The organism is Nitrospirillum guaranorum (assembly GCF_034653275.1).
GTDB lineage: Bacteria > Pseudomonadota > Alphaproteobacteria > Azospirillales > Azospirillaceae > Nitrospirillum.
This window is the reverse complement of record NZ_JAYEES010000003.1, coordinates 1,409,418-1,425,909: the sequence shown is the minus strand read 5'-3', so window position 1 is coordinate 1,425,909 and position 16,492 is coordinate 1,409,418. Positions and strand designations below refer to the sequence as shown.

The following is a 16,492-nucleotide window of genomic DNA, read 5'->3' as shown; positions in this document are numbered from 1 at the left end:
CCTTATTCCGCGACCTTGGAGGCCGGCACCGGGGCGGCGTCCTTGATGGCGGCGACGATGTCATCCACCACCGCCGTCACCAAGCCCTGGTCGTCGCCCTCCGCCATGACGCGGATCAGCGGCTCGGTGCCCGACTTGCGGATCAGGACGCGGCCGGTGCCGCCCAGGCGGGATTCGCCAGCGCGGATGGCATCCTGCACGCTGGCGGCGGCCAGGGGCGTGGTGCCGCCCGCCGGCTCGAACCGCACGTTCTTCAGCACCTGCGGCAGGGCCTGGAAGACTCGCAGGACTTCCGACGCCGGCCTGCCCGACTGCTGGATGACGGCCAGCACCTGCAAGGCCGCCACCAGGCCATCGCCCGTCGTGCCATGGTCGGACAGGACGATATGGCCGGACTGTTCGCCACCGACGTTGAAGCCATGCTCGCGCATATGCTCCACGACATAGCGATCGCCCACCGGCGTCCGCGCCAGGCTCAGGCCCCGGCCCTTGAGGTGCAGTTCCAGGCCCAGGTTGGACATGACCGTGGCCACCACGCCGCCGCCGCGCAGGGTGCCGGCGTCGGCGCAGGCGCAGCCGATCAGAGCCATGACCTGGTCGCCGTCGATCTGGGTTCCGGTCTCGTCCGCCAGGATCAGGCGGTCGGCATCGCCATCCAGGGCGATGCCCAGGTGGGCGCCGTGGGCCACCACGGCGTCGCGCATGGCCTTGGGCGCCGTGGCGCCGCAGTCCTTGTTGATGTTGAAGCCGTCGGGCGCCACCGCCACCGGGATGACCTCGGCCCCCAGTTCCCACAACACCTTGGGCGCCACCTTGTAGGCGGCGCCGTTGGCGCAATCGACCACGATCTTCAGCCCGTCCAGGCGCAGGCCGCGCGGGAAGGTGGCCTTGGCCTGCTCGATATAGCGGCCGATGGCGTCATCCAGGCGCTGGGCGCGGCCCAGGTCCTTGGCGCCGGCCAGGTCACCGGCGAAGCCCTCCATCATGCGCGCCTCGATGGCGGCCTCGACCTCGTCGGACAGCTTGTAGCCGTCCGGTCCGAACAGCTTGATGCCGTTGTCGTAATAGGGATTGTGCGAGGCGGAGATCATGACGCCCATGTCGGCGCGCAGCGATCGCGTCAGCATGGCCACCGCCGGCGTGGGCATGGGGCCCACCAGGGTCACGTCCATGCCCATGGAGACGAAGCCGGCCACCAGCGCCGGTTCCAGCATATAGCCCGACAGGCGCGTGTCCTTGCCGATGACCACCAGGTGGCGGTGATTGCCGCGGCGGAACTGCAGGGCGGCGGCCATGGCCACCTTCAGGGCCGTCTCCGCCGTCATGGGCTCGGTATTGGCCGTGCCCCGGATGCCGTCGGTACCAAAGAGTTTACGCGCCATCGTCTTTCACGCCATCAATTCTTGTCTCACATGGCCTTTTGCCGTAACCGCCAAAAGACCCCTCAAACGCCGGGCGCCGCCATCCGGCGGCTTGGCTTCCTCGCTCCGCCCCGCGGTACTCGCTCCGGGGCCGGCCGTCGCCGGCCTTCAATCCCCTCATCACCCATGCAGCGCCTGCCACAGGGCCCGCGCCTGCACCGTCTCCGCCACATCGTGCACCCGCAGGATATGCGCGCCCCGGTCCAGGCACGCAAGGCCGCCGGCCAGTGACCCGGCCACCCTGTCCTTCGGCGCCTCCCCCCGCGACAGGGCCGCCAGGAAGCGCTTGCGCGACAGGCCCACCAGCAGGGCGCAGCCGGTGCCATGATAGAGCGCCGTGTGGCGCAGAATGTCCAGATTATGCGCCACCGTCTTGCCGAAGCCGATGCCGGGATCGACGGCGATGCGCTCACGGGGGATGCCGGCGGCCACGCACGCCTCCACCCGCGCCAACAGATAGTCCATGACATCCAGGGCGGAGTCGGCGTAGCGCGGCTCCAGCTGCATGGTGCGGGGATCGCCCTGCATGTGCATGAGCACGACCGGACAGCCGCGCGCCGCCACCAGGGCCAAACTGTCGGGATCGCCCTCCAGCGCGCTGATATCGTTTATGATGCGGGCGCCGGCATCCAGGGCCGCCGCCATGACCGGGGCGTGGCGGGTATCGACGGAGATCACCGCCCCCGCCGCCGCCAACGCGCGGATGACGGGCACCACGCGCGCGGCCTCCTCCTCCGGCGACACCGGGGCGGCGCCCGGCCGCGTGCTCTCGCCGCCGACGTCCAGGATATCGGCGCCGGCCGCCATCAGGGCCAGGCCATGGGCGATGGCGGCATCGGCGGCGGCGTAGTCCCCGCCGTCGGAAAAGCTGTCGGGCGTGACGTTGACGATGCCCATCACCAGGGGCCGGGAAAGATCCAGGCCGGCGAAGGTCCGGCGGGGCGCCGACAGGGCGGCCAGGCGCTGCTCAACCGCCGGCACCACGCCTGCCGCCATCGCCCAAGCCGCCAGGTCGTACAGGTCCATCACCTTGCGGGCGACTGCATCAGGGCGGCGCACCGCCACCTCCACCTGGGTGAAGGACAGGGCCGAGCCCGCCAGCGGATGGCCATCCGGGGCATGCGGGCCGGACAACAGGCCAACGGGGGTCAGGTACACGTCTTCGGCGGCGACGGCTTCACCGGGGCCCCAGGGATCCAAGGGAACGGAAGGCAGGTCGGATGGCATGGGCGTCCTCTCACGCGATGCCGCGATCCTAGTCTCCCGGGGGCGCCGACGTCATCCGCCCCGGCGGCAGCCCTGCCCCACCGCATGCCCGGAGCAAAAAATAAAACCCCCGGGCGCCAGGGCGACCGGGGGTTCTGGGAAGACGGGGATGCCGGTATCAGGTTCCGGGCTGCGGCTCCGGCGTGAAGGGGCCGGGTTCCGCGCTGGTGGTGCCGCTGGTGGTGGGCACCGAGGTGCGGCGGCCGACGCCGCGCGGCGGCACCTTCGGCGGCTCCGTCGATTCGGGACGCACGATGCTCTCACCCCGCAGCAGGGCGCGGACCTCGTCACCCGACAGCGTCTCGTATTCCAGCAAGGCGTTGGAGACGTTGTGCAGGTCGTCCATATGCTCCGTCAGGATACGGCGGGCGTGGCCCTCGGCCTCCTCGATGATGCGGCGGATTTCCTCGTCGATCAGCTGAGAGGTGGCTTCGGAGATGTTCTGCTGCTGGGTCACGGAATGGCCCAGGAACACCTCCTGCTCGTTGGCGTTGTAGCGCACCCGGCCCAGCCGCGCGCTCATGCCGAACTCCGTCACCATGCGCCGGGCCATGTTGGTGGCCTGCTGGATGTCGTTGCCGGCGCCGGTGGTCACCTGCTCCGCCCCGAAGATCAGCTCTTCCGCCACGCGGCCGCCGAACATCATGGCCAGCTTGGATTCCAGTTCGATCTTGGAATAGGCGTACTTGTCCCGCTCCGGCAGGCTCATGGTCACGCCCAGGGCGCGGCCGCGCGGCACGATGGTGACCTTGTGCAGCGGGTCGCTTTCCGGCATGAACAGGCCGACCAAGGCGTGACCGGCCTCGTGATAGGCGGTCAGCTTCTTTTCCCGGTCGGTCATGACCATGGATCGGCGCTCGGCGCCCATCATGACCTTGTCCTTGGCGGCCTCGAACTCACCCATGCCGACCACACGGCGGCCGGCGCGGGCGGCCAGCAGGGCGGCCTCGTTCACCAGGTTGGACAGGTCGGCGCCGGAGAAACCGGGGGTGCCACGGGCGATGGTGCGGGCATCCACGTCGGGGGCCAGCGGCACCTTGCGCATGTGGACCTTCAGGATCTTCTCACGGCCCGAAACGTCGGGGTTGGGCACCACCACCTGGCGGTCGAAGCGGCCGGGGCGCAGCAGGGCCGGGTCCAGCACGTCGGGGCGGTTGGTGGCGGCGATGAGGATGACGCCCTCGTTCGCCTCGAAACCGTCCATCTCGACCAGCAGCTGGTTCAGGGTCTGCTCACGCTCGTCGTTGCCGCCGCCCAGGCCGGCGCCACGATGGCGGCCGACGGCGTCGATCTCGTCGATGAAGATGATGCAGGGGGCGTTCTTCTTGCCTTGCTCGAACATGTCGCGCACACGGGACGCGCCCACGCCGACGAACATTTCCACGAAGTCGGAGCCGGAGATGGTGAAGAAGGGCACGTTGGCCTCACCCGCCACGGCGCGGGCCGTCAGCGTCTTACCCGTGCCCGGCGGGCCCACCAGCAGCACACCCTTCGGGATTTTGCCGCCCAGGCGCTGGAACTTCTGCGGGTCCTTCAGGAACTCCACGATCTCTTCCAGTTCCTGCTTGGCCTCGTCGATGCCGGCCACGTCGTCGAAGGTGACGCGGCCCACCTTCTCGGTCAGCAGGCGGGCGCGGCTCTTGCCGAAGCCCATGGCCTTGCCGCCGCCGGACTGCATCTGGCGCATGAAGAAGATCCACACGCCGATCAGGACCAGCATGGGCAGCCAGGAAATGATGATGCTGAACAGGGTCGGGTTGCCGCTGTCGTCCGGCACCGCGGTGATCTTCACGTTCTTGTCGGCCAGACGGGTCACCAGATTGCTTTCCGGCGGCACGTAGGTCGAGAAGGTGCGGTTGTCGCGGTAATGGCCGGTGACCTGCGGCCCCTTGATCGTCACGTCGGCGACGGTGCCGCGATCGACCTCTTCCAACAGTTCGCTGAAGGGGATGCTGGCTTGCGTCGTCCGATTGGAGGAAGTCTGGAAAAGGTTGAACAGAACGAACAGCAAGACGCCGATAAAAGCCCACAGCGCCAAATTTTTACCGAAGTTGTTCACGTCTCTCAGCCTTTCCTCGACCAACCGCGCCCTGCCACCCGGCCCGCATGGCCGGTTTCAATGGCGGGGGTCGCAGCCCACCCGGCGGATTTCGCGCATTCCACGCGGGATATCCACCGGGACCGTTTCCATTAGATAATGACGCGGGCGTCAGAGACAACTGCCATCACGTCTAGGCCGGCCTCCATAGGCGGCAAAAACGGGGGAGGGGCCAGGGGCGACAGCGGGCGGAACGCCAGCCGGGGCACGGTTCCCGCCGCCACCGGCGCCCCCTCACCCGTCGAAAGCGGCTCCACCGCCCAGGCCAGATGTGGCACCGCCACCAGCCACCCGTCCCGGCGCAGGGCGGGCAGGGTGGGCCAAACCGCCTTGGGAATCCGGACGAGCGCCGGCAGGTCCAGCGCCGCCAGTCGGCGCGCGTCGGCCGTGCCCAGGGCGCCCAGCGTCAGTACCCCTTCCCCGGCGTACCCGGGCGCGTGGAAGCGCCCGTCCCAGCGGTCGCCCGCCGGGGTCAGCGGCACCGGCGGCGCCATGCGTCCCGCCTGACGCAACAACAACAGGCGCCGTCCGTCCCCACCACCCGCCAGCCGCCGCGCCTGGGCACCGGCCAGGGTTAGGGCCAAGGCGCCGGCCTCGGGCGCCCACAAGCCGGGCAAGGCCGCCAGCAGACGCTGCGTCCCCTGCGGCGGCGGGAGGTAGGGTTGGCCGCCCACGGCCGCCGCCAGGCCGGCCAGCAGGCGCAGGGCCACGGGCCGGGGCAAGGCCCCCAGGGCATCCGCCTCAACGACGGCATAGCCCTCGGGCGCCAGCAGCACATGGCGGGCCACGGCATCGGCCAAGTCGGCCTCCAGTAGCGACCGCGCGCGGCCGGCCTCCGCCGCCTGGGCCAACAGCTCGTCCAGCGGCACACCCTGGCGCCGCAGCCGGCCCCGGGCATAACGCTCCATGAGGTTGGACGGATCGTCGATCCAGGGCTGGCCGAAAGCCCGGCAGGTGGCGCCCAGGTCGGCCCGGCTGACGGTCAGCAGGGGGCGCAGCAGGCGGGCATCGGCCAGGGCGCGGACGGCGGCCATGCCGGCCAGGCCTTCCACCCCGCTGCCGCCGGCCCGGCGCAGGGCCACGGTCTCGGCCTGGTCTTCCCGGTGGTGGGCCAGGCACAGGTGCAGGATGCCGCGCGCCCGGCAGGCGGCGGCCAGCAGGTCATAGCGGGCCTGGCGCGCCGCCGCCTGCAGTCCGGTGGCGGGCTTGGGTCCCGCCCAGGTCAGGATGGTGTGGGAAATGCCCCGTGCCGCCAGCCAGCGGCCGACCTGTGCCGCCTCCGCCGCCGACTCCGGCCGCAGGGCATGGTCGACAGTCAGGGCCTCGACCCGGCCGCCCCGGGCGCGCGCCCAGCGGTCGGCCAGCAGGGTCAGCGCCAAACTGTCGCGGCCGCCCGAGACGCCGATAGCCAGGGCGGGGGCGCTCTCAAACGGGCCCAGGGGGGCCAAAAGACGCGCGAACCAGGCGTCGTCGATCGCCACACCCCGCGACTCGCCCGGCTCCATGCCTGGGTTCGCGAAGGACGCGGGGGGCGGCCGGCCGTCGCCCATGGCACCCCCCTTCCCCTCTTACTTGCAGCCCAGGCGGTTCTTCTGGTCCTCGCCCCGGCGCTTCAGCGTGGGGGCCGCGTCCTTGTCGGCGTCCAGCTGCTTCAGCACCACGCAGGCGCTGGCCTTGTCGCCCAGGCCGTCCAGCGACAGCGCCAGCTTCAGCAGGTAGTCCGCGCCCTTGTTGCTCTTCGGGTATTTCTTGTAGCCGTCACCGAAGGCCACGGCGGCGGACTTGTAGTTGCCGCGCATATAGAAGGTTTCCCCCAGCCAGTACTGGGCGTTGGAGGCCAACGGGCTGTCGGGGTTCTGCTTCAGGAACTGGGTGAAGGCCTTCTCCGCGTTGGGGGCGTCGCCCTGGCGCAGCAGGTTGAAGGCGTAGTCGTACTGCTCCTGCGCCGGGCCGGCCGGCAGGGTGCCGGCGGAGTCGGCGGTCGCCGGGGCCGGCGCGCCGCCCTTGGCCCCACCCGGGGGCGGGACCGCGCCGGTGTCGGTGCCGGGCAGCGGCGGCTTGCCGCCGCCCTTGAGGTCAGGAGACGGAGGGGCGCCGGCATCGCCGCCGCCGGTGGAGGCCCCAAGCCCGATACCGGCCTTGTCCTCCAGCTTCTGCAGGCGCAGGTCGATGTCGGCCGACAGTTTGTCCAGCCGCTCCTTGATCTGGCTGACCTGGTAGGCCAGCTCCTCATACTTCCCGGTCTGCTGCTGCGTCTGGGTTTCCATCTGCAGCTTCAGCACCTCGATCTCCGCCGCCGCGTTCGAGCCGCCGCCGCCCGGCGCGCCGGTCATGGGGCCGGAGGGCTTGACGCCATTGCGGTAGACGTCGCGCGACAGGGTCTGCACGTCCGTCTCCAGCCGGGACAGGCGGTTCAGCAGGTCCTGCATGTCCCGGCTTTGCGCCGCGGCCGGCGCCGGGGCCAGCAGCGGCGCGGCGACCAGGGCGGCAATGCCGCATCGCGCCATCCAACGGGACGCGCCCCGCCACCAGCGGCGGCCGCCAAGGGTGTGGGAAGGGGAAAGGGTCGGGGACGGCAGCGACGGCGTCATGGATCGGTTCCGGGGAAGGATCAGCGGGGGAACGGAAGACAAGCTTGGCAAGGGCCAAGCGGCCCGCCAAGCGCGACCTTAGCGCGGGACCCGCCCGCCCGGAAGGGGCGTCCGCGGGCCCTGTTACCTCATAAGCAGTATTACTGATGCCCGAAAGTAATATCCGCCAAGTAAAACGCGGACCAAGAAAAAGGCGCCGTCCGATCCCCGCGGGGTCGAACGGCGCCCTTTTTACCAACCACCCGGTGGGGCAGCTTAGTTGATGACCGTCACGCCGCGACGGTTCTGCGCCCAGGCGGCCTCGTTGGAACCGAGGACGGCGGGACGCTCCTTGCCGTAGCTGATCACCTGCACGCGGGCCAGGTCGACACCGGTGGCGGTCAGGTAGTTCTTCACGGCGTTGGCGCGGCGCTCACCCAGGGCGAGGTTGTACTCGCGGGTGCCGCGCTCGTCGGCGTGGCCTTCGATCGTGATGGTGACCGAACCCCACTTCTTCAGCCAGGCGGCCTGCTTATCCAGGGTCGCGGTGGCTTCCGGGGTCAGGTCGAACTTGTCGTAGCCGAAGAACACGCGGTCACCAACGTTGACCACGAAGTCTTCCTTGGAACCCGGGACCGGGCCGGTCGGCTTCTGGGCCGGCGGCGTGGTGGTGGTGGTGGCGGTACCGCCGGTGGCGACTTCAGCCTTCTTCTCCGGGGTGGAGGAGCAAGCGGCCACCAGGGCCAGAGCAGCACACAGGCTCAGGTATTTCATGCGCATAGTTTGAGACCCCCTACGGACAACTTTAAAGTGGGATTGCTATTATCGCGACCGCGATCTCGATTGAAGTGAGGTGGCGGCGGCGGCTGTCAAGCCACCACCGCCACTTATTCCCGTCTCTGTAGACCGACAAGTCTTACGTCGCTCTTGCGCTGCGAAAGTACTGTGGGCTTATCACGGAATCAAGGGCGACCAAGCGGGGTCGGAGGCGTCCGTGGGGGTCAGCATCTGCCGTTCGTTGCGACCGGTGAGGTCGATGGAGTAGAGGCGGACCTGGCGCTGGCGACCGCCCTCACCCGTAGGCTTTTCCTTAAAATACATGAGGACACGGCCGTTGGGCGCCCAGGTCGGGCCCTCAACCAAGTAACCGGTGCTCAATTCGCGTTCACCGGAACCGTCGGGGCGGATCACGCCGATCGAGAACCGGCCGCCGTTGATCCGTGTGAAGGCGATGAGGTCACCGCGGGGCGACCACACCGGCGTGCCATACTTACCGGCGCCGAAAGTAATGCGCTGAACATTCGTGCCATCAGCATTCATCGTATAGATCTGCTGACTTCCACCTCTATCGGATTCGAAAGTAATTTTACTTCCGTCGGGCGAGAAGGATGGGGCCGTATCAATGGCCGGATTGTCGGTCAGGCGGGTCTGACGACGGGTGCGCAGGTCCAGCAGGTAGATGTCGGTGTTGCCGTTCTGGGCCAAGCTCATGATGACCTTGTTGCCATCGGGCGAGAAGCGCGGGGCGAAGGTCATGCCCGGGAAGTCACCCAAAACTTCCTGCCGGCCGGTGTCCACGTTGAAGATGTACACCCTAGGCCTGTTGTTGAAGTAACTCAGGTATGTAATTTCCTGAGCCGTGGGAGAGAAACGCGGCGTTAACACGAGCACCCGGCCGTCGGTCAGATACAGGTTGTTCTCGCCATCCTGGTCCATGATGGCCAGCCGCTTCTGCCGCGCCGTCGCCGGACCTGATTCGGCGATGTAGACGATGCGGGTGTCGAAGTAGCCGTCCTCGCCCGTGATGCGCTTATAGATGGCGTCGGCGATGATGTGGGCGATGCGGCGCCAGCCGTCGGGCTGGGTGAAGTACGCCAGCCCCGTAAGCTGCTGCTGCGCCAGCACGTCGAACAGTCGGAACTCCACCTTCAACCGGCCATCAGGCTGGATGCTGGCGGTGCCGCTGACCAGGGCCTGGGCGTTGATGACCTTCCAGTCGCCGTAGCGCGGCAGGCCGTTGGCCAGCTGGTCCGGCGTCTGGATGAAGGCGCGGTGGTCCAGCGGGCGGAACAGGCCGGAGCGTTCCAGGTCGGCCTCGACCACATTGGCGATCTGCGCGCCCACCGCTTCCCCATAGAACTGGGTGACGGCGATGGGCAGCGGCTGGACCGTGCCCGAGGTGATATCGAGATGCAGCTCGGCCTTGGCCTGAACCGCGACCGCCATGATCATCACGGCAGCCAGGGCGATGGCGCGCCGTAGGGCGGTTAGCGTCTGTCGCGTGGTCATCAGAACATGTCCTTCGGGCTGAACGTGAACACGATGGACCCGGCCCCGCCGTACTTTTCCTTGGGCAGGCGCAAGGTCGAACACTGATCCTTCTGCAGCGCGCGGAGGGTGCTTTCCACGAAGCTGCGGTACGTGGGATTGGACAGCGAGCCGTTGCCGGACACGTAGTCCACCTTGGTGACGTGCATGGAACTGTCGAAGGTGACGCGAATGTCGGCGCTCATCTTGTCCACATCCTTGCCGCCAGCCGGCACCGCCCAGCAACCCGCCAATTGCGAGCGCAAAGCATCCTGTTCTGACGCCGAAAGATGGTCGGATTGAGGCTGAGCCACCGAGGTCTGCGGCGACTTAGGCGTGTCCTTCGCCGGAGTGTCCTTCGCCGTGTCCTTGGGCTTGTCTTCCTTCAGCTTGTCCACGTTCTTCAGGATGCTGTCCAAGGACGGCGTATCCTTCTTCGGCGGCTCAGGCTTCTTGGGTTCAGGCTTGGGGGGCTCGGGCTTCGGTTCCGGCTTCGGCACGGGCTTGGGCTGTTCCAGCTCCACCGTCTTCTGCTCTTCCACCTTGGGCACCTCCATCTTCTTGATGGGCAGGGCCTCGGGCTCCGGCGGGGGCGGCGGGGTGGGCGCGGGCTTGGGCGGCTCCGGCTTCGGCGGTTCGGGCGGGGTCGGCTTCTCCGGCACCTTTTCCGGCGGTGGCGGGGCCGGTTCGGCCTCGGCCTGCTGTTGCGGCGGGGTGGGCGGGGTCGGGTCGGGCTGCGGCTCCGGCGCCTTGGGCGCCGGCGGCTGCGGGGTTTCCGGCGGCTTGACCGACGTGTTGGTCAGCTCGCTGATGTCCATCTCCACCGCCACGGGCTCCGACATGACCAGTGGTTCGCTTTTCAGCAAAGGCAGGCCAAGGATCGCCAGCAGCAGCAGCGCGACATGCAGGACGACTGAAAAGATGATGGCCGGACGCATGGGATCGGTCTGGCTTCCTGCTAGCGACGGGCCGGGGTGTCAGGCAATTGCGCGATCAGCGACACCTTCTTGTAGCCGGCGCTGCTGATCGCCCCCATGACCTCGACGATGCGGCCATAGGCCAGGGACTTGTCGCCGCGCACGAAGATGCGCGCGTCGGCGTTGTTCTGGCTGATGGCCTCAAGGCGCGGCACCAGGTCGATCAGGTCCGTCTTGGTCTCGTTGAGGTAGACGTCGCCGTTGTCGCGGATGGACACGACCAGCGGTTCATCCTGGCCCGGGATGGCCTTGGCGTTGGTCTTGGGCAGGTCGACCGGCACGCCCACGGTCAGCAAGGGCGCGGTCACCATGAAGATGATGAGCAGCACCAGCATGACGTCCACCATGGGCGTCACGTTGATGTCGGCCATGGGGCGCGCGCGGCGCCGCCCCCGGCCGGTGGACTGCTTTCCCGATAGCGACGCGCCCATGTCAGCCCCGCTCTTCCAGGTGGCGTTGCAGGATGGCGCTGAATTCTGTCACGAATGAGTCCAGCCGGTCGCCGAAGCGGGCGATGTCGGACGAGAACTTGTTGTAGGCGATGCTGGCCGGGATGGCCGCCACCAGGCCCAGGGCCGTGGCGAACAGCGCCTCGGCGATGGAGGGGGCCACGACCGCCAGGCTGGTGTTGCCGGCCGCCGCGATGCTGGTGAAGCTGTGCATGATGCCCCACACCGTGCCCAGCAGGCCGACGAAGGGGGCGTTGGACCCGACGGTGGCCAGCACGGTGATGTAGCGCTCGGTCTGGGCCATCTCGCGGCTGACGGTCACGGACATCACGCGCTCGATGCGCTGGGCCAGATTGGCGCGCATGGCGCCGGAGGAGGTCAGCCCGCGTTCATTGGCGTGGCGCCATTCGCGCATGCCGGCGGCGAAGGTGGCGGACAGCGGGTCGCTGGGGGCCTTGCCCACCTCTTCATACAACTGGTCCAGCGAACCACCGGACCAGAACTGCTCCTCGAAATCGGCGGCGGCGGCCTTCATGCGGCGCAGCTTGATCGACTTGTCGAAGATGATGGCCCACACCCAGACCGAGGCCGCCAGCAGCCCCAGCATGATGGCCTTGACCAGCCAGTTGGCCGTCATGAACAGGCTGAGGGCCGACAGGTCCGCCGCCGGATTGGCGCCCAGGGCCACGAAATTCATGATCTGATGCTGCATCGCCACTCTCACTCTTCGGACGGGGCGCCCGTCGACGCGCCGTCACCCTTCGAATTGATCTTTCCGCCGTCGCCGCGGCGTGCGTCGTCACCGGAGTCGCGGGCCACCCCCAAACGGGCGAAGGCCTCCGCCACCGGCGTCGGGACCCGCACCGCCCGCCCTTGGGCGTTGATGCAGGCCAGTTTCAGGCTCAGCCGGACCAGGACCTGGTCTTCCCCCTTCCCCATGTCCGGGGTCGCCATGCCGGGCGCAACGATGCCACCACTTTGTGGCCGGTATATGGTCTGTTCCGCCAGAACCGTGGCGCCCGTGACACTGGTGATGCGGCTGCGCACCAAAAGTGTGTCCTCCAGCCGGGCCGGCGCCAGGAAGTCCATGGTGCAGCGGCGCACGGCGAAGGCGACGCCCGTCGCCGCCACCTGCTTCGCATGCGGCACGCCCAAGGTCCGCAGCATTTCCGTCCGCGCCCGCTCGGCATAGCGCAGGTAGTTGGCGTGGTAGACGATGCCGCCGGCGTCCGTGTCCTCGTAGTAGACGCGGACGGGGAAGTGGTGGACGTCGTCCACCATGTGGCCGGACAGATGGCCAACAGAGCGGTTGGGCGCCTCAGACATCGGGCCCCTCCTCCGCGTCCGACCCCTCGACGTCGACAGGGCCCAGCAGGTCCAGCTGACGCGCCGGGGTGGCGACGGGGGCGGGCAGGCCCAGGTAGCGATAGCCCATGTCGGTCAGCAGGCGGCCGCGCGGCGTGCGCTGCAGCAGGCCCTGCTGGATCAGATAGGGCTCGATCACCTCTTCCAGCACGTCGCGCTGTTCCGACAAGGCGGCCGCCAGCGTCTCCACCCCCACCGGGCCGCCGCCGTAATTGTTGGCGATGCAGTTGAGGTAGCGCCGGTCCATGGCGTCGAAGCCCAGGCGGTCGACCTCCAGCCGGGTCAGGGCGATGTCGGCCGCGCGGGCGTCTATGACCTCCGCCCCCGCCACGGCGGCGAAGTCCCGCACCCGGCGCAGCAGCCGGCCCGCAACGCGCGGCGTGCCGCGCGACCGGCGCGCGATTTCCAGCGCCCCCTCGGGTAGCAGCGGCATGTCCAGCAGGCGGGCGGCACGGCTGACGATCAGCTGCAACTCCTCCGGCTCATAGAACTGCATGCGCAGCGGAATGCCGAAGCGCTCCCGCAAGGGCCGGGTGATCAGGCCCGACCGGGTGGTGGCGCCCACCAGGGTGAAGGGCGGCAAATCGATGCGGACCGACCGCGCGGCCGGCCCCTCACCGATGATGAGGTCCAGGTGGAAATCCTCCATGGCCGGATAGAGGATCTCCTCCACCGCCGGGGACAGGCGATGGATCTCGTCGATGAACAGCACGTCGTGCGGCTGCAAATTGGTCAGCAGGGCCGCCAGGTCGCCGGCCTTGGCGATGACCGGGCCGGAGGTGGCGCGGAACCCCGCTCCCATTTCCTTCGCCACGATCTGGGCCAGGGTGGTCTTGCCCAGGCCCGGGGGGCCGAACAGCAGCACATGGTCCAGCGATTCGCCGCGCGACCGGGCGGCCTGGATGAAGATGGACAGGTTCTCGCGCACTTGGCGTTGGCCGGTGAAGTCGGCCAGGGACAGCGGGCGCAGCGACACGTCCATGCCATCGCCGGCGGCGCGCTCGCGACTCACCAGGCGATCCGATTCCGGGCCGCCGCTCATGCGCTCAGTTCCTTGAGCCCGGCGCGGATCAGTTCGGAAACGCCGGCCTCAGGCCCCAGGCGCGCGGCGCAGGTGGTGACGGCGGCGAAGGCCTCCAGCCGCTTGTAGCCCAGGTTGACCAGGGCGGAGACCGCGTCGGCCACGGCGCCGTTGGCGGCGGGCGCGGCGGCCGCGTCCGTCTTACCGGCCGGCGTGCCGGCCAAGGTGGGGGCCAGCGCCAGCGAGGGCACCTTGTCCTTCAGTTCGCTGATCATGCGGGTGGCGAGCTTCGGTCCCACGCCATCGGCCTGGGTCAGCGCCGTCTTGTCCTGGGCCATCAGCGCCTGGGCGATCTGCTCCGGCGACAGCACGGACAGCACGGCCAGGGCCACGCGGGCGCCCACCCCCTGCACCGTGGTCAGCAGGCGGAACCAGTCCCGCTCCGCCACGTCGGCGAAGGCGAACAGCTGCATCTTGTCTTCCGACACCCACATCTCGGTCAGGACCGAGACGGCCTCCCCCACCCCGCCCAGGCGGCGCAAAGTGCGGGAGGAAGCGGAGACCAGATAGCCCACCCCACCCACGTCGATGATGGCCCAGTCCAGGCCGGTGCTGTCCAGCAGGCCCTTGAGTTTCGCGATCATCGGGCCGCCCCCGCCATGATGCCGCCCACCAGGCGCCGCGTCTGGCTGTGGTGGGCATGGCAGATGGCGACGGCCAGGGCGTCGGCGGCGTCCGCCTTGGACAACTGGAAGCCCGGCAACAGCATGCGCACCATGGCCTGCACCTGCGTCTTGTCGGCGTGGCCGGCGCCCACCACCGACTTCTTCACCAGGTTGGGCGGGTATTCCGACACGGGCAGCCCTTCTCGCGCCGGGGCCAGCAGGGCGATGCCCCGCGCCTGCCCCAGCTTCAGGGTGGAGACGGGGTTCTTGTTCACGAAGGTCTCTTCCACCGCCGCCTCGTCCGGCGTCCAGGTCCGGATGACGTCCTGCAGGCCGTCGTACAGGGTGACGAGACGGCGGGCCAGATCGTCCCGGTCATCGGAATGCACGACCCCGTCGGCGACATGCGTCAACCGGTTGCCCGAGACGTCGATGACGCCCCAGCCCATGTTGCGCAAGCCTGGATCAAGGCCCAGCACGCGGATCGACCGATCCCCCATGGCCGCCGTCCCCCTTTCCGTCCGGCTTAGCCCAGCTTCTCCAGAAGCTCCGGCGACAGTTCGAAGTTGCCGATGACGTTCTGCACGTCGTCGCTGTCATCCAGCACGTCCAACAGCTTCAGCAAGCTCTGCGCCGCGTCTTCCGACGGGGCCACGGTGTTCAGCGGCTGCCAGGTCAGCTTGGCGCCTTCGGGCGCGCCGAACTTGGCTTCCAGCGCGTCGCGCACCTCGCCCAGGCTGTCGACGCCGGTGATGATGGAGTGACTCTCCTCATCACTGCTGACATCGTCGGCGCCAGCCTCGATGGCGGCCTCCAGCACGGTGTCGGCATCCGCCACGGCGGCCGGATAGGTGATCAGGCCGATGCGGTTGAACATGAAGCTGACCGAATTGGTCTCGCCCAGCGTGCCACCGTGCTTGGAGAAGGCGGAGCGCACTTCCGAGGCGGTGCGGTTGCGGTTGTCGGTCAGCGCCTCGACGATCAGGGCGACGCCGCCGGGGCCATAGCCCTCATACCGCACCTCATCATAATTGGTGTCGTCGCCGGCGCCGGGCGTGCCCTGCTTGATGGCGCGGTCGATGCGGTCTCGCGGCATGTTCTGCACGCGGGCGGCCTGGATGGCGGCGCGCAGGCGCGGGTTGTGCCCCGGGTCGGGCAGGCCCGCCTTGGCGGCCACGGTGATTTCACGCGCGAGCTTGTTGAACAGCTTGGACCGCTTGACGTCCTGGGCGCCCTTGCGGTGCATGATGTTCTTGAACTGTGAATGTCCAGCCATGGGACCCTGAACTCTATATGGGGGTTGAGCGGGGTATATCCGGGCAGCTTGTACCACATGTTGTGGCACCAGGCACGCCCAGGGACAGGCCTGGGGGCGAAGCTTGCCACAGGCTTGTCACAGGACCGTGCTTTCCGTCCGAGTTACGGCCGCTTTATGGCGGAATTCCGGCAACGCCGCCAAGGAGGTTTCTGCATTGCTAACCGGAAAGGCGCCGGCCGATAGGGCGAAAGGCGGGCAACTCAGCTCAGCTTGGGCAAAGACTGCGACAGGCGGCCGCCCACGCGCACCGCCTCGGCCCGCACGGCCAAGCCGGTACGGTCGTCCGTTTCCACGAACACGCCGCAGACGCTGACGGTGGCGTCGTTCTCCGCCGGGGTCAGGCGGTCGGTCGGCAGCTTGCGCGTCAGGCGCAGCACCGCCGCCTCCTTCTTCATGCCGATGACGCTGTCATAGTCGCCGCACATGCCGGCGTCGGTCTGATAGGCGGTGCGTCCGTTCAGGATCTGGGTGTCGGCCGTGGGCGTGTGGGTGTGGGTGCCCACCACCAGGGTGACGCGGCCGTCGCAGAAATGGCCCATGGCCATCTTCTCGGACGACGCCTCGCCATGCACGTCGATGACGATGGCGTCCGCCGCGTTGGGGCCCAGGCGATAGGTGCGCAGCACCTTCTCCACCGCGGCGAAGGGGTCGTCCAGGGCGTCCATGAACAGGCGGGCCATGACGTTGACCACCAGCACCTTGCGCCGCCCGTCGCGCGTGGGCAGCAGCGAGGCGCCGCGACCGGGCGTGCCCTCGGGATAGTTCAGGGGGCGCAGCACGTTGGGCAAGCGGTCGATCTGTCCCACCAGTTCCTTCTGGTCCCAGACGTGGTTGCCGGTGGTCAGGCAGTCGACGCCGGCGGCGAAGAACTCCTGCGCGATCTTCTCGGTGATGCCGAAGCCACCGGCCGCGTTCTCCCCGTTCACGATGACGAAGTCCAGCGACAGCGCCTTGCGCAGCTCCGGCAGGTGCCGCAACACGCCGTCACGGCCGCTGCGACCCACCACGTCACCCAGGAACAACAGACGCATGACT

General features: G+C 68.6%; 16 protein-coding genes. All 16 read right to left on the bottom strand.

Going from position 1 to position 16,492, the window contains the following annotated elements; all coding sequences use genetic code 11:
- Positions 1-2: 2 nt before the first annotated feature.
- The 16 genes from glmM to UAJ10_RS15435 all read right to left on the bottom strand — a co-directional run bounded on the left by glmM (position 3) and on the right by UAJ10_RS15435 (position 16,488).
- Positions 3-1,382: a phosphoglucosamine mutase gene (glmM, locus tag UAJ10_RS15510; protein WP_322916162.1), complete on the bottom strand. Its 1,380-nt coding sequence runs from the start codon at positions 1,380-1,382 to the stop codon at positions 3-5.
- A 159-nt stretch (positions 1,383-1,541) separates the two neighbouring features.
- A complete protein-coding gene (gene folP / locus UAJ10_RS15505; RefSeq protein WP_322916161.1) occupies positions 1,542-2,648 on the bottom strand; it encodes a dihydropteroate synthase in 1,107 nt (368 codons plus the stop codon).
- 157 nt (positions 2,649-2,805) lie between these two features.
- Positions 2,806-4,746, bottom strand: a complete 1,941-nt coding sequence (ftsH, locus tag UAJ10_RS15500; RefSeq protein ID WP_322916160.1) for an ATP-dependent zinc metalloprotease FtsH — start codon at positions 4,744-4,746, stop codon at positions 2,806-2,808.
- Positions 4,747-4,877: 131 nt separating this feature from the next.
- Entirely contained in the window at positions 4,878-6,335 is a 1,458-nt protein-coding gene (gene tilS / locus UAJ10_RS15495; RefSeq protein ID WP_322916159.1) for a tRNA lysidine(34) synthetase TilS, read from the bottom strand.
- A gap of 18 nt (positions 6,336-6,353) precedes the next feature.
- Positions 6,354-7,376: a tol-pal system protein YbgF gene (gene ybgF, locus UAJ10_RS15490; RefSeq protein ID WP_322916158.1), complete on the bottom strand. Its 1,023-nt coding sequence runs from the start codon at positions 7,374-7,376 to the stop codon at positions 6,354-6,356.
- Between the two features lie 255 nt (positions 7,377-7,631).
- The gene (gene pal, locus UAJ10_RS15485) at positions 7,632-8,135 is read right to left on the bottom strand and encodes a peptidoglycan-associated lipoprotein Pal (RefSeq protein ID WP_322916157.1); all 504 of its coding nucleotides are present in this window, start codon (positions 8,133-8,135) and stop codon (positions 7,632-7,634) included.
- A 174-nt stretch (positions 8,136-8,309) separates the two neighbouring features.
- Positions 8,310-9,644, bottom strand: coding sequence for a Tol-Pal system beta propeller repeat protein TolB (gene tolB, locus UAJ10_RS15480; RefSeq protein WP_322916156.1), 1,335 nt, complete (start codon positions 9,642-9,644; stop codon positions 8,310-8,312).
- On the bottom strand, positions 9,644-10,600 hold the full coding sequence (locus tag UAJ10_RS15475; RefSeq protein ID WP_322916155.1) for a hypothetical protein: 957 nt from the start codon (positions 10,598-10,600) through the stop codon (positions 9,644-9,646). Before UAJ10_RS15475 ends, tolB begins: the two co-directional genes overlap by 1 nt.
- Before the next feature lie 20 nt (positions 10,601-10,620).
- Entirely contained in the window at positions 10,621-11,070 is a 450-nt protein-coding gene (gene tolR, locus UAJ10_RS15470; protein WP_322916154.1) for a protein TolR, read from the bottom strand.
- 1 nt (position 11,071) lies between these two features.
- Positions 11,072-11,800, bottom strand: coding sequence for a protein TolQ (tolQ, locus tag UAJ10_RS15465; protein ID WP_050898128.1), 729 nt, complete (start codon positions 11,798-11,800; stop codon positions 11,072-11,074).
- 8 nt (positions 11,801-11,808) lie between these two features.
- Positions 11,809-12,414 (bottom strand): YbgC/FadM family acyl-CoA thioesterase, encoded by a 606-nt coding sequence (locus tag UAJ10_RS15460; protein WP_322916153.1) that lies wholly within the window; start codon positions 12,412-12,414, stop codon positions 11,809-11,811.
- Entirely contained in the window at positions 12,407-13,495 is a 1,089-nt protein-coding gene (gene ruvB, locus UAJ10_RS15455) for a Holliday junction branch migration DNA helicase RuvB (RefSeq protein WP_322916152.1), read from the bottom strand. The genes UAJ10_RS15460 and ruvB overlap by 8 nt, the downstream gene beginning before the upstream one ends.
- On the bottom strand, positions 13,492-14,118 hold the full coding sequence (gene ruvA, locus UAJ10_RS15450) for a Holliday junction branch migration protein RuvA (protein WP_145611628.1): 627 nt from the start codon (positions 14,116-14,118) through the stop codon (positions 13,492-13,494). The genes ruvB and ruvA overlap by 4 nt, the downstream gene beginning before the upstream one ends.
- Positions 14,115-14,639, bottom strand: coding sequence for a crossover junction endodeoxyribonuclease RuvC (gene ruvC / locus UAJ10_RS15445; RefSeq protein ID WP_088871799.1), 525 nt, complete (start codon positions 14,637-14,639; stop codon positions 14,115-14,117). Before ruvC ends, ruvA begins: the two co-directional genes overlap by 4 nt.
- A gap of 26 nt (positions 14,640-14,665) precedes the next feature.
- Complete coding sequence (locus tag UAJ10_RS15440) at positions 14,666-15,415, bottom strand: YebC/PmpR family DNA-binding transcriptional regulator (RefSeq protein ID WP_040846141.1); 750 nt, start codon at positions 15,413-15,415, stop codon at positions 14,666-14,668.
- Positions 15,416-15,657: 242 nt separating this feature from the next.
- On the bottom strand, positions 15,658-16,488 hold the full coding sequence (locus tag UAJ10_RS15435; RefSeq protein ID WP_322916151.1) for a TIGR00282 family metallophosphoesterase: 831 nt from the start codon (positions 16,486-16,488) through the stop codon (positions 15,658-15,660).
- Positions 16,489-16,492 lie beyond the last annotated feature (4 nt).